General features: G+C 43.1%; 13 protein-coding genes. All 13 read right to left on the bottom strand.

Going from position 1 to position 14,704, the window contains the following annotated elements; all coding sequences use genetic code 11:
• Window positions 1-2 precede the first annotated feature (2 nt).
• Window positions 3-758, bottom strand: a complete 756-nt coding sequence (gene ymfI, locus AC58QG_RS01390) for an elongation factor P 5-aminopentanone reductase (RefSeq protein ID WP_497360039.1) — start codon at window positions 756-758, stop codon at window positions 3-5.
• Complete coding sequence (gene yfmH, locus AC58QG_RS01385; RefSeq protein WP_497360037.1) at window positions 755-2,044, bottom strand: EF-P 5-aminopentanol modification-associated protein YfmH; 1,290 nt, start codon at window positions 2,042-2,044, stop codon at window positions 755-757. The genes ymfI and yfmH overlap by 4 nt, the downstream gene beginning before the upstream one ends.
• A 3-nt stretch (window positions 2,045-2,047) precedes the next feature.
• Window positions 2,048-3,328, bottom strand: a complete 1,281-nt coding sequence (gene yfmF / locus AC58QG_RS01380) for an EF-P 5-aminopentanol modification-associated protein YfmF (protein WP_497360035.1) — start codon at window positions 3,326-3,328, stop codon at window positions 2,048-2,050.
• Between the two features lie 101 nt (window positions 3,329-3,429).
• Window positions 3,430-4,215, bottom strand: coding sequence for a spore cortex-lytic enzyme (gene sleB / locus AC58QG_RS01375; RefSeq protein WP_497360033.1), 786 nt, complete (start codon window positions 4,213-4,215; stop codon window positions 3,430-3,432).
• Between the two features lie 117 nt (window positions 4,216-4,332).
• On the bottom strand, window positions 4,333-6,882 hold the full coding sequence (locus AC58QG_RS01370) for a DNA translocase FtsK (RefSeq protein ID WP_497360031.1): 2,550 nt from the start codon (window positions 6,880-6,882) through the stop codon (window positions 4,333-4,335).
• 63 nt (window positions 6,883-6,945) lie between these two features.
• Entirely contained in the window at window positions 6,946-7,185 is a 240-nt protein-coding gene (locus tag AC58QG_RS01365) for a YlzJ-like family protein (RefSeq protein WP_497360029.1), read from the bottom strand.
• Window positions 7,182-7,952, bottom strand: coding sequence for a ClpP family protease (locus tag AC58QG_RS01360; RefSeq protein ID WP_497362755.1), 771 nt, complete (start codon window positions 7,950-7,952; stop codon window positions 7,182-7,184). The genes AC58QG_RS01365 and AC58QG_RS01360 overlap by 4 nt, the downstream gene beginning before the upstream one ends.
• A gap of 143 nt (window positions 7,953-8,095) precedes the next feature.
• A complete protein-coding gene (locus AC58QG_RS01355) occupies window positions 8,096-9,772 on the bottom strand; it encodes a ribonuclease J (protein WP_497360027.1) in 1,677 nt (558 codons plus the stop codon).
• 171 nt (window positions 9,773-9,943) lie between these two features.
• Entirely contained in the window at window positions 9,944-10,807 is an 864-nt protein-coding gene (dapA, locus tag AC58QG_RS01350) for a 4-hydroxy-tetrahydrodipicolinate synthase (RefSeq protein WP_497360025.1), read from the bottom strand.
• A gap of 26 nt (window positions 10,808-10,833) precedes the next feature.
• Complete coding sequence (gene dapG, locus AC58QG_RS01345; protein WP_497360023.1) at window positions 10,834-12,051, bottom strand: aspartate kinase; 1,218 nt, start codon at window positions 12,049-12,051, stop codon at window positions 10,834-10,836.
• Window positions 12,052-12,093: 42 nt separating this feature from the next.
• Complete coding sequence (locus AC58QG_RS01340; protein ID WP_497360021.1) at window positions 12,094-13,131, bottom strand: aspartate-semialdehyde dehydrogenase; 1,038 nt, start codon at window positions 13,129-13,131, stop codon at window positions 12,094-12,096.
• 37 nt (window positions 13,132-13,168) lie between these two features.
• Window positions 13,169-13,762: a dipicolinate synthase subunit B gene (locus AC58QG_RS01335; RefSeq protein ID WP_056625070.1), complete on the bottom strand. Its 594-nt coding sequence runs from the start codon at window positions 13,760-13,762 to the stop codon at window positions 13,169-13,171.
• Window positions 13,759-14,658 (bottom strand): dipicolinate synthase subunit DpsA, encoded by a 900-nt coding sequence (dpsA, locus tag AC58QG_RS01330; RefSeq protein WP_497360020.1) that lies wholly within the window; start codon window positions 14,656-14,658, stop codon window positions 13,759-13,761. The genes AC58QG_RS01335 and dpsA overlap by 4 nt, the downstream gene beginning before the upstream one ends.
• Window positions 14,659-14,704 lie beyond the last annotated feature (46 nt).

Raw genomic sequence — 14,704 nt, 5'->3', positions numbered from 1 at the left:
AATTAAGTAAGCCAGCCTCCATTGGGAGATATGATTTGACCTGTTATATACCCAGATTCAGGCAAAGCTAAGAAATATACGAGCGATGCCACCTCATGCGGGGACGCAAGCCGCCCAACGGGAATTTCGTTGGTAATGGCATCGATTTCATCAGCCTGAAAACCAGCCATCATATCTGTCTGAACAGCCCCAGGTGCTACGGCATTCACCGTAACACCTGATGGAGCGAGTTCTTTGGCCAGAGCTTTCGTAAAGGCATTTAATCCACCCTTGGCCGTTGAATATAACACTTCACACGAAGCACCTGAGATTCCCCATATCGAGGATACGTTGATGATTCTTCCGTATTTTTGTTTAACCATAGCAGCCATAAAAGCTTGTGTACAAAGGAAGGAACCCTTGAGATTGACATTCATGACGCGATCCCAATCTTCTTCCGTCACATCAGAGAGCATGCCATAATGAGAGATACCCGCATTGTTCACGATTATATCTGGGATCATATTCATTTGCTCAAGCTTATCTCTCATCTTAAGAATCTGCTCATGGGATTGTATATCCGCAGATACGGTTAACACCGTTGCTCCTTGCTTCATACAAGATCGAGCAATTTCATTTGCAGCTTCATGTGAGTCACGATAATGAATCACTATCTGCATGCCTACCGCGGCAAAACGTTGCGCTATAGCAGCTCCAATTCCCCTGCTAGCTCCCGTAATAAGCACGGTTTGTTCACTAAATGGTTTTACAACACTCACGATGGTTCACGACTCTGTACAATGGAAACTGCGAGCTTACTCCAATCAAAATGCTCGCGGAAGCGACGATTCACATCTTCTAGCGTTAGTTGCTCGTATACCGGTAAAATATCAAAGAGATCGATCCCTTTGAAACGATATTTGGTATATTCATTCGCAATGGATTCCGGTGAATTCATCATGCGGAGGAAACTGCCGATCTTCTTCTTCCGACTGCGTTCGAAAGTAACCTCATCGAGTCCATTCGCTTTTCTTTTTTCAACTTCTTCACGAATCCTTGCAATTAACTGTTCTGGATCCTTCGTATCTCCTCCAACAATGGAAAAAGCATACCCGTCACTGCAATTGTATTCATGGCCGAAATTATCCGAAATAAGCTGATCATCGTAGAGTGTTTGGTACATTTCCGAGCTAGAGCTAAATAAGATATCTAACATTAATTTCGTTGTTAGTTCTCTTACTAATAAAGGCTTACCTGTAACTGCTGGTGCCGCTTCCTTGAAGCCCATTAAACATTTTGGCAATGAAACTGGAAGTAAAATAAGCCTGCGGGCTTCCTTGACATCGACTGGCTCTTCCGGGAAGAACCTGTGGATTTCGCCTTGTTGCGGAAAAGTTTTGGCTGCTTGATTGTCTTTGACTAAGGTAATAACCTCTTGCGGATCTACGCCTCCTACGACGAATAAACTCATGTTGCTCGGATGATAGAACGTGTTATAACACTCATATAACGTCTCTTTGGTAATTTCAGCAATAGATGCAACAGTTCCCGCAATATCAATGTGAATCGGATGTTTGACATATAAGGATTCAATTAAGCCATAATAACTTCTCCAGTCCGCATTATCCTCGTACATCTTAATCTCTTGCCCAATGATCCCTTTTTCCTTTTCAACATTTTCATCTGTAAAATATGGGTTTTGCACGAAATTAATTAATGTTGTTAAGTTTTCTAAATAACGATCCGTCGATGAAAACAGGTAAGCTGTTCGATCAAAGCTTGTAAATGCATTGGCCGATGCACCATTCGTTGCAAAAGTTGCAAAGATGTCACCCTCCGGTTCCTCGAACATTTTATGCTCTAAGAAATGGGCAATCCCATCAGGTACTCGCACAGCATCTTTACCGGTCACCTGAAAATGGTTATCGATGGAGCCATATTGGGTTGTAAAGGTTGCATACGTTTTCTGGAAACCTTCTTTGGGTAACACAAACACATGCAGCCCATTATCAAGCTTTTCATGATAAATGGTTTCACCGAGATGTGGATATGGAATACTCTGCATGGTCTACTCCCCCTTCTGATCCCGTAAAAAGTATATCGTGTCCAATTGAACTCGTTTGGCAGCTTCTGCAATAGCAGGAATATCGACTTGTTCGACCGCTGATATCAAACCCGCAACCGTACGCTCTTTTCCTGATAAAATAGCATTAAAGTCAAAGGAAATCAGCTCAAATGCGGAATCCTGTATCTCACGTAATTGATTGGAAATCATCGCCCTCGTTTGACTCCATTCAACGTCAGTAATTTCTCCTTGTTCCAACGCTTTCAATTGTTTACGTATGATATCAACGGCTTTCTCATAGTTTGCCATCTCGATACCCGACTGAATCGTTAAAATGCCTTTATGTCCATCAAAACGGGATGACGCATAATACGCGAGACTCGCTTTCTCACGAACATTGGTAAATAATTTGGAATGTGGGTATCCGCCAAGCACCCCGTTGTACATCAGTGCAACTGGATACAGATCATCGCTGTATGAAATGTTCGTACGCAGCCCCATATTCAACTTGCCTTGATTTACATCCAAACGTTCGACAATAGTCTTTACTTCACCTGTTACGCCACGCGGTGCAGATGTTACGTAGCTAACATCCGTGTTTCGCTCGATAGCGAACGATTGCTTCACAATTTCTTCAACTTCGCTAAGCGTTGTGTTACCAACGACATAGATGTCCATTGGGGAAGTTTGGAGCCATTCTTTATATTGTTCGTATAGCTGCTGCGCATTCATTCCGTCGAGATCTTCAATTTTACCTAAAGGATGAAGTCGATAAGGTTCCCCGCTGCACATTTCTTCCATACAACGCTCTGCAGCATAGCGGATTTTATCATTGATGACGGATTCAATTCGTTTGCGCAGTGTTTGCTTCTCTGCATCTACATATTTCGTACGAAAATGCTGATCTTCTAATGCCGGGCGAGTTAACGTTTCCCCCACGAATTCAAGTCCCTGCTTCAGTAAGGAATCTGCCGATTTGACGAAACGATCATTGATAATATCCATTCGTAACTGAACGATTTGATAGTCGCCGCGCTTATAAATATCAAAGCCAAACCCAGCACCGTATAAATCATCTAAATACTCCCGGAATTGCTTTGTTTCAGGACGTAGTTCTGTACCTCTGCGAAGAATAAATGGTGTTAATGCGGTACTTGTGACCGTCTCCTCATCTAGTTGACGTCCTATGTATACAGAAATGGCAAATGTTTTGAAACGGTCTGTCGGCAAAACATGCATTCGGATATGCTTCCAACTGCTGCGCTCAAATTGATTAGGCTTCAAAGGTCAGTCTCCCTTCTATGTCCGTGTAATAAATCCATTATATTCCTATACGAAGAGGAGAAGCAACCAATGCCGGTTCCTTCTCCTTGTCCTACGCAAAATTACACACAAAAAATGTGTTTGCCAATTTTTTTAATTTGTTTTCTAGTCCAAATCCACTTGGACGTTGCCGTTTCTGGATTGAAGTAATAGATACAACCACCTGTCGGGTCCAATCCATTTAAAGCATCTCTTACCGCTTTTTTGGATGATTCATTCGGTGTTAACCATATTTGACCATCGGCTACGGCTGTGAAAGCACCAGGTTGGAAAATAACACCAGATACAGTATTCGGAAAACTTGCCGATTTCACTCGGTTTAAGATAACTGCCGCGACGGCAACTTGTCCAATAAACGGCTCACCACGCGCTTCACCATTGACGGCATTAGCCATTAAATTGATATCTTGCTCTGAATAACCAAGATTATTGGAGGGTGTTAAATTGGCGGGCTTGGAATCAGCGCCTCCTGTACCCTTATTATTGGCACCTTGATTATTATTGGCTGTTTCGGGCGCAGTAGGTTTCCAGCTTTTCGTTGCTTCCCATAGCTTCAACTTGGTTTTCGGTCCTACAATCCCGTCAACCTTCATGCCAAATTCGCCTTGGAATCGTTTCACGGCAGTTAAGGTCTTGTAACCATAATCACCGTCTATGCCGCCGTTATAAAAGCCAATAAATTTCAATCTGCCTTGTAGTTCATATACATCAGAACCAGTGGCACCGTAGCGAACTTCATTTTTACTAAACGTTTCTTCCGTCGGCGGATTCAATCTTCCCTTCAATTGAAAAGAAACCACCAAGACAAAGACGATACAAAATGTAATGACAATGAGTCGTTTATTCATTCCCCTTCTCAACCTCACTTTTCAAATTACAGCCTTTTCTTGCTTATTATGAGAAAGCGAGTCAATGATTATACAAATAAAAACACTCTCCATTGGAGAGTGCTTGTCTGAGACGGATTAGGAACTAATCCGATTATGATGATATTGTTCTAGTGAGAGGAGCACTTCACGCGGTTTACTGCCTTCATAGGGGCCAACAACCCCCTTGGCTTCCATTGCATCTACAAGTCTTGCTGCACGTGTGTAGCCGACTCTCATACGCCTTTGGAGCAATGAAACCGAAGCTTGCTTCGCTTCCAACACAATTTGTACAGCTTGATCATAGAGCTCGTCCTCGAATTCATTCTGCTGCTCTGGCATTTCCTCAACTTGAGGAACTAATTCCTCGCGATAATTCGCTTGTTCTTGGGTACGTACGAAGCCAACAACCTGTTCAACTTCACCATCCGAGAGGAATGCCCCTTGGATACGAACTGGCTTGGAAGCACCTACTGGCAAGTAAAGCATATCACCTCGACCTAACAGCTTCTCTGCTCCTACCATATCCAGAATCGTCCGTGAATCCACTTGTGACGACACACCAAATGCAATTCGGGAAGGAATGTTGGCTTTGATAACACCTGTAATTACATCAACAGATGGACGTTGCGTCGCAATAATCAAATGAATTCCGGCAGCCCGCGCCATCTGAGCAAGACGACAAATTGAATCTTCAACATCATTTGCAGCAACCATCATAAGATCTGCTAACTCATCTACGATAATTACATAGTAAGGTAACGGCGCAGACGTTCCACTTTCAACTAACATGGCATTATAGCCTTCAATATTTCGCGTCCCACTCTTGGAGAATAACTCATACCGTTTCTCCATCTCGACAACGATTTTCTTGAGCGCTAGGGATGCTCGTCTCGGATCCGTAACGACAGGCGCTAATAGATGCGGAATGCCATTATACACATTTAACTCAACCATCTTCGGATCGATCATTAAGAATTTCACTTCATTTGGCTTAGCTTTATACAAAATGCTAGTAATAATCCCATTGATACAAACCGATTTACCTGAGCCTGTAGCACCTGCAACGAGTAAATGCGGCATTCTGGCCAAATTGCCAACAATCGGCTGACCAGAGATATCCCTGCCAAGCACGACCGATAATCGTGAGCTTGATTCCTGAAAAGCAGACGTTTCCATGACCTCACGCATTGTAACAATAGATACTTCTAAGTTAGGCACCTCGATACCAATCGCAGATTTACCAGGAATCGGCGCTTCCATCCGGATATCCTTTGCTGCAAGCGCTAAAGCAATATCATCGGTCAATGAAACAATCCTACTGACTTTCACACCAACATCTGGTTGGATTTCATATCGAGTTACCGCAGGGCCCCTAACTACTTCAAGGACCTTCGCTCGAACACCAAAGCTCTCCAGTGTGGCCTCAAGCTTCCTTGCATTAGCCTTATAGTCCGCCATCTCGCTTCCCTTACCTAGAGCTGGTCTGGCTAGTAAGTCAAGAGAAGGTATTTCATATGGTCGTGACACAATAACAGGGGCTTCCTCTTGAAATTCAAGAGTTATCGGTTCATTCTCATCGTCATCAACACTAGTCGGAGCCGTAGTCGTTACATTGGATGTAAGAGGAGCTGAAGGTCTAACGGCCTGCTGAGCCTCTTGAATAACCTGTTCTTGAAAATCACGAATAATCGGCGCGCCTGGTTGTTCACCAGAATTATGTATAGGTTCTGCCGTTTGATGAACCGTGTTCGAGTAAACAACTTCTTCCTCGAGCACTTCAGCATCTGAATCTGACAATGGATCCTCAATATCATCTCGTTCTCTAGCTGCAGATTTCTTGCGGTTCTCCTTGATCGGACGAAGGAGTTCCATAAACAATGGTGATTTCTTCGCCTTCTTCACAGGTTGAAAAACCTCTTCGTCAAATTCATCATCTACAGGCACATAAGCTGGCTTCTTTGCCTTACTAGGCGTAGCTCCTGCTGAGGCAGGCTGGGATTGACGTCCTTCTCTGTCTTGCAACCATTCTTTCATTCTGTCTTTAAAATTTTGACCAACATTGCTGAAACGACCCTTCACGATATTACCTAGATCCACATACGAAACACCTGTCGCAAGAATAAAACCCATAACAAAAAGCATATATTGGATCAATCTGGCTCCAAGGTAATCAAACAAGAAATAAAGTATGCTGTATAAAAATGCGCCTACCATACCTCCACCAATGCCGTGTTCTAAAGAAGCCCTACCTGCCTCCGTTGGGTGCAATCCCTCCAACATGGCTGCCCAAGTTGAAGAAATGACTTTACCAGATGTGAAATCATTATTAGGGTACAGCTGAGCGAATAAATCGATATGATTCTTGATTAGTAATCCAAGAATGAATAACAAAATACCCGCTTTCTTGGGAGTTACCATTTGCGGCCATGCTCGTTTGATCATTGCATACAAAGCCACATAGATGAAAATAAGTGGTATGAGTGAATACCAAGTCCCCACAAAAAATCGAAACAAATAAATCAAAGAATTCCCCACATGACCTTGATGTGCAAGGGCAATCACTGAGAAAATCAAGATGAGGATTCCATATAGCTCAAATAATAAGCTGGTCTTTACAGCCTTCGTTTTTTTCCTGCGTTTCGCCAAGATTGTCACCCCCAAGTCCACATTATACCATAATTGACTCGAGGGATGATACGGGAACAGAGCCTACCTACTTGAAATTGACTCAAACTGCGGACGATAAGAAATGATAGTACCGGGTGCATATTGCTCATTCAAATAGTCTTGTGGATTGCAGCTATACAGCCTTACAATACGCGCTCGATAACTACTTAATGGCTCAATTTGCATCATGAAGCCATCCTGCTCAATATCTAAGAATTGAGGAGTATAGGTATCGAACCCATCAAATATGACTTCCATCGGAATGACAGAATAATGAATCATTGAACAAGTCCCCCAGAGTTCGCTGCTTTCTTTGCTTCTATCCGACTGTTCAATTCCCTGATCGCATCACCGATACCACCTACTTGATTGATTAAACCATACTTAACTGCATCGATCCCAATCACCGTTGTACCGATATCTCTTGTAAGTTCACCCGTCTTAAACATTAGCTCTTTAAACTTCTCTTCTGTTACATTGGAATGTTTCGTTACGAATCGTACAACACGCTCTTGCATTTTATCTAAATATTCAAAGGTTTGCGGCACACCGATCACTAAGCCATTCATTCGAATCGGATGAATCGTCATGGTCGCTGTTTCTGCGATGATCGAATAGTCCGCAGATACGGCGATTGGAACGCCTATACTATGTCCGCCACCCAAGACTAATGCAATCGTTGGTTTCGATAACGTCGCAACCATTTCAGCAATAGCTAAACCAGCCTCCACATCGCCCCCTACAGTGTTTAATATGATCATGACACCTTCAATTTTGGAATTCTGCTCGGCGGCTACAAGTTGAGGAATCAGATGTTCATACTTGGTCGTTTTATTCTGAGGTGGGAGCACAATATGTCCCTCTATCTGTCCTATTATCGTTAGACAAAAAATATTGGATTCACCAGAAACCGTGTTCGTTTGTCCTAATTGTTGGATATTTTCGAGAACCGCATTTTTCTTGACTTCCTCTGTTCCCGGTTCTTGTTCCTGTTCTTTCGAGCCTGGTGCTGATGCCACTTCATAATCCCCTTTCAAATTTTGCTGCAAAGACAAGTTGTTCAAGATCTCCCATAGTATGAATAAACTTGCATGCTTTCATGCATACTTCACTTTGCGGTAACAAGAAAAAGCTCCCTCCAATTGGAGAGAGCTTTACTATTTGCATAGGCTCAAGTGACTTGTTCGAGTACCTAAACTTCCATAATGATCGGAAGAATCATTGGTCTTCTTCTGGTTTGTTCATATAAAAAGCGTCCGAGAACATCTTTCACATTTGTTTTTAAAGATGCCCATTCATTTACATTTTCATTCATAAGTTTTGTTAAAGTATTTGTTACGATACGATTAGCTTCTTCCAGAAGACCTTCGGATTCACGAACATAAACAAATCCGCGTGAAATAATATCTGGGCCTGACAAAATTTTGCCATCTTGTTTACTTAGAGTAACCACGACAACTAAAATCCCATCTTGCGACAGTAATTTACGGTCACGCAATACAATATTGCCTACATCCCCAACACCTAGTCCATCAATTAGGATGTTGCCGCTTTGAACTTTAGATCCTTTGCGAGCAGCACCATTTTGAATTTCAACGGTATCACCAATATCGCACATAAAAATATCTTCTTTAGTAATGCCGACAGATTCGGCAAGGATAGCATGTTGACGCAGCATGCGATATTCACCATGAATTGGAATAAAGTATTTTGGCTTCATCAGGTTCAGCATCAGCTTTAATTCTTCCTGACTTCCGTGACCTGATACGTGAACACCCGTTACTGATCCCGGTCCGTAAATCACGTGGGCACCGATACGCATGAGCTCATCAACCGTTCTGCCTACGTAACGCTCATTTCCTGGAATCGGAGTTGCCGCAATAATAACCGTATCCCCTGGTAAAATATCAATTTTACGATGGGTTGAACGTGCCATTCTTGTTAGAGCAGACATCGGTTCGCCTTGGCTACCCGTAGAAAGGATAACTACACGATCAGCTGCAAGCTTATTAACTTCCTCTGGCTCAATCAGCATGCCATCTGGAATGTGCAGGTAACCTAATTCGCTAGCAATCGAAACCACGTTAACCATACTGCGACCAATTACTGTCACTTTGCGATTCGTTGCTGCAGCTGCATCAAACACCTGTTGTACACGGTGAATATTCGATGCAAATGTCGCAATAACAACCCTTTGTTTCGCTTTACGGAACACTTCTTCAATCTCAATCCCTACACCGCGCTCAGAGCCCGTGTAGCCAGGACGTTCTGCATTCGTACTGTCTGAAAGCAAGGCAAGAACACCTTTCTTTCCGATCTCAGCCATACGATGCAAATCTGCATATTGTTCATTAACTGGAGTTTGATCAAATTTAAAATCTCCTGTATGAACAACAACACCTTCTGGCGTATCAAGTGCGACACCCACAGAATCCGGAATACTATGATTGGTTTTAAAGAAAGTTGCCGTAAGAACGCCCAGTGGAAGTACAGATTCCGAATTGATTAAAATTCGGTTCGTTGTTCCGAGCAAGTTAGCTTCCTTCAGCTTAGCTTCAATAAGTCCCATCGTTAACTTCGTTGCATAGAGGGGAACGTTAAGGTGTTTAAGCACGTAAGGTAAGCCACCAATGTGATCCTCATGGCCGTGAGTGATGATGATGCCGCGTACTTTATCCCGATTCTCTGTTAAGTACCCGATATCTGGAATGACAATGTCAATCCCGAGCATGTCCTCCTCAGGAAATTTCAAACCACTGTCAATGACAATAATATCGTTCGCATACTGAACGCAATACATATTTTTTCCGATTTCGCCCACGCCGCCAAGAGCGAAGATCAAAAGTTTATCAATATTTTTTTTGGACAAGAATATACCTCCTTCATAGATTGGACGACGAATTTTAAATGAAAAAACCGAACTAGTCACTTGCAACCATTATACATGAAAAAAAACAGCAAATACAAGTTAATACTGAATACGTTTAGATTTCCCAAAAAAAGAAAACCGATGCCGGAAGCACCGATTCATTAGGCATGATCATACAAAAAGTGATTGAATGAATTGTCCTTCTTGCTCGGATACACGAACTAACGGAAGTCGCACGCCACCTGTTTCAATGCCTTTGAGTGCTAGAGCATGCTTAATTGGTGCAGGGCTCGGTGCACAGAAAATACCAGTGAATACAGGATGAAGCTTGCGATGAAGCTCTGCAGCTTGCTGAATGTTGCCTTCTAGATAATACTTTATCATAGTTTGCATTTCTTTTCCAATCACATGACTCGCAACGCTGATAATTCCTTCGCATCCAATAGCCAATGCAGGTAAGGTATTACTATCATCTCCACTATATACAAGGAAATTAGGCGCAGCATGCGTAAGTATACGTGTCATTTGATCCGTATTCGAGCAATCTTTGGTTGCCACGATATTCGGTATTTGGGAAAGACGAATCGTTGTGTCTGCATCCAGGTTTACACCTGCTCGGCCAGGCACATTATAAAGTACGACTGGAGCGGTTACAGCCTCAGCAATCGCTTTAAAGTGCTGATACAACCCTTCCTGTGACGGACGATTGTAATAAGGAGCAACGAGAAGCAGCGCATCCACGCCAAGTTGTTCTACTTTGCGCGAAAAAGCGATTGTATGAGCAGTGTCATTGCTTCCAGTACCTGCAATAATTTTGCAACGACCAGCAGCAACACGAACGGAAAGTTCAATGAGTCGTAACTTTTCATCCTCGGAAAGGGTTGGCGACTCCCCTGTCGTCCCACAGATCACAAGGCTGTCCGAATGTTGTTCTTCAATTAAATAATTAATTAATGGCTCTACTTGATCCCAATTGACCTGCAATTGCTCGTCAAATGGTGTAACCATTGCCGTGACTACTCTTCCAAAACTCACTGGTACGCCTCCTGACTTTCTTGTATTTATTTAAATAAATTAAATTTTCGATGAAGGGCACGAACCGATTTGATCATATCGACACCTTGAACAAGCACCCAAATGGTTGTGTTCGAATCCGCAGATTGAAGAATTCGGATATCTTCCACAGTTAATGCTTCAACAATGTGCGCCATAATACCTGGTACACCATTCATTCCGCCACCAATCACGGAAACCTTCGCACAGCCACTTATGAACTTGGGCTCATAGCCCTGTGTCTTAAGTAATTGAACTGCACGTTCAGCTTCGTGATCAAAGACTGTATATACAACGCCTGAGGGGTTCACATTAATAAAATCAACACTAATCTGATGCTGAGCCATCGTTTTGAATACACGAAGTTGAAGATCGAATTCTCCATCAACGGCAGCGACCTGGATCTGCGTAATATTCGTGAAATGAGCAATCCCCGTAACAAAGCGATCTTTAACGTAGTTAATGTCAGCTGTTGTGTTATCGGATGCAGTAACAAGCGTTCCTTCCTCTTTGGTGAAGGTTGACCTCACACGAATCGGGATATTCGCCTGCATAGCTACCTCAACCGCTCGCGGATGAATGACTTTCGCGCCGTTATGAGCCATATTGCATATCTCGCTAAAGCTCACACGCTGTAGTGGTTTAGCATCATCAACGATTCTTGGATCCGCTGTCAAAATACCATTCACATCTGTGAAGATGTCTACGATTTCTGCCTTAAGAGCAGCGCCAAGTGCGGTTGCTGATGTATCACTGCCGCCGCGGCCCAATGTAGTCAACTCATCATTACTCGTTTTGCCTTGAAACCCAGTTACAATAACCACCTGGTCTTGCTCTAACAATTCAAGAATCCGATTGGGCTTCATCGCGATGATCTGTGCATTGCCATAGTTTTCATTCGTGATCAGACCAGCTTGCCCACCTGTCAACACTGTTGCACGGATTCCTGTTTTGTTCAATAGACTACACAAAAGTACTGCAGAAATTAATTCTCCGCAGCCCATCAGCATATCGAGTTCCCGTGCCGGCAGCCCTTCCCCATTCTTACGAACAAGATCTAGGAGCGTGTCAGTCGCATAGGGTTCCCCTTTTCTTCCCATCGCAGATACAACAACAACTAGTTTATAATGTTGAATTAGTGCGTCTTGAATATGTCCAATAACGTGTTCTCTAGCTTGTGCGGTGGAAAGCGAAGTACCTCCAAATTTTTGGACTAAAATTCGCATGAGTTTCCCCCATTTTCACTGCTTAAGTAAGCAGTATGCTGATTATTGCTCTATAGCAATATATTCAGCAATTTGTACCGCATTCCAGGCAGCACCTTTTAACAAATTATCTGAAACAATCCACATGTTAAGCGCTTTAGGGTTACTCAAATCGCGGCGTACACGCCCTACGAAAGTTTCGAGCTTACCTGCAGCATCTGTTGCAAGCGGGTACTGTTGCTCTGCTGGATTGTCAACAAGAACAATGCCAGGGGCATTCGCAAGCAGTGTTTTCACTTCTTCAACATCAAAATCTTCTTTCAATTCGACATAAACGGATTCCGAGTGCCCGTAAACAACAGGAATACGCACACATGTGGCTGTTACTTCAATGGACTCATCGCCCATAATTTTCTTCGTTTCAAGAATCATTTTCATTTCTTCATTCGTAAACCCATTATCTAAGAATTTATCGATTTGTGGAATAGCATTGAATGCAATTTGATGCTTGACTGGCAAAGAGCCAACAGGTAAAATGTCCGGATTTGCCGAATTACCTGCCAATACTTCTTTTGATTGTCTAAGCATTTCATTAATCGCTTTAGCGCCGGCACCAGAAACAGCCTGGTACGTAGAGACAATAATGCGTGAAATCCCATAGCGGTCATAAAGCGGTTTTAATGCTGCTACCATTTGGATCGTGGAACAGTTCGGGTTCGCAATAATCCCTTTATGTTCATTTATTTTATCTACATTTACTTCAGGAACAACAAGCGGCGTCTCAGGGTCCATTCGGTATGCACTTGTATTGTCAATACAAATGGCACCTGCTTCTACTGCATGCGGAGCTAATGCTTTTGTGACATCGCCTCCTGCACTGAAGAGAGCAATATCAACGCCTTGAAAGCTTTCAGGTGTTGCTTCTTGTACAACAACTTCTTGACCTTTAAAAGAAAGTTTTACGCCCGCAGACCGAGCGGAAGAGAGTAATTTCAATTCCTTGATGGGGAAATTCCGTTCTTCTAATAGACGGATGATTTGCTCGCCTACAGCGCCAGTAGCGCCTACAACTGCAACATTGAAAAGTTTCTGGTTGGACATTTTGCTGGTTTCTCCCCCTCAAGTTGACATCTATCAGTTAGTATTGAAATCTCTCAATAATCATGGGCTGCAACTGTTTGCCTTCAAGTGCAGCTTCACAAGCTTCCATAATCAGATCCATCCGAGCCACCAACGAATTTGGTTTTGCTCCAGGTGCATCTTGACCATACGGTACAAAATAAATATTTTTCGTAATCAACAACTTCGCAATATTCATTGCATTTAACCCTAATCCGTCATTCGTAGAAATCGCTAATACAAGCGGTCTCAAGTTTCTCATTTGTGCTTTTGCAGCCATAAGAACTGGACTTTCTGTCATTGCATTTGCTAGTTTACTAGTCGTATTACCCGTACAAGGAGCAATCACCATCACATCCAATAACTTAGATGGACCTAACGGTTCGGCATCTACGATGGTAGATATGATCTCATTCCCTGTAATATCCTTTAGCATTTGCTGCCAATCGGCGGACTTACCAAAACGTGTGTCGGTCGTCATAATCGTATTCGATACAATCGGAATAACGCGAGCACCCGCATCTACAAACCTCTTAATTTGAGGCATGACCTCTTCAAGTGTACAGTGAGAACCGGTTAACGCATAACCGACTGTTTTCCCTTGCCAATTCATTCCACATCGCTCCTGTCTTTGAAGTCTTCCTCGATCAGCTGACTTAACGTGTTAGCCATAATTCGGCCAGCTGTTTTGGGGGCGACGATTCCAGGTAAACCGGGCGCTAGCATCGCTTTAATACCTCTCTTCTCGGCAAATCGAAAATCCGTTCCGCCGGGCTTTGAAGCTAAATCGATAATAAGCGCGCGATGTGGGATATTGGTAATAACTTGCGCTGTGACTATCATAGTCGGAATTGTGTTAAAAAGCAAGTCAATATTCCCCACTTCCGGGTACAGATCCTTCGTATAAAAAGGCTGAAAACCCATCTCCCACGCCCTCGCGTAATGCTCAGGCTTCCTGACGCCAACCTTCACGGTTGCCCCTAATCCTTGCAAAGTTTTGGCCATTGTAAACCCTGTTCGACCAAAACCCAAAACCATACACACGGATCCATGAATTGTAATATCAGTGTTCTGGATGGCCATCATTAGCGCACCCTCTGCAGTTGGAATTGAGTTATAAATGGCAATATCATCACGATCTAAAAGTTCTACAAGCTCAATGCCATGCGCCGAAACGAGCTTCTTCAAATAGCTTTTAGCCATACCTGTATACACCTTGGCATGCTTCGGCAATGAAGAAATATGCTCATCCGTAAGAATCATTTCCTCGCTCGAGAAAATAGATTCCACTTGTCCTGTCTCATCCGTACCTACAACTGGCAAAATAAGTGCATCCACATGTTGAAACAATTCCGGATCTAACTTCACATTCGTAACACCGTGAAATTGCCTCCCAAGATTGTCAAATCCGAGTAATATAACGGTAGCGTCTAGCTCAGTAAATTTCTGAATTACTTCAAGTTGCCGGGCGTCTCCCCCCATGATAGCAACCGAAATCCCAGTAAGCATTCTTGCTTACACCCCTTCCTCGGTCCGTTTCGATAAGTTATAGTAT

The organism is Paenibacillus sp. J22P169 (genome assembly GCF_059691995.1).
This window is presented reverse-complemented; position numbering and strand designations above follow the sequence as displayed.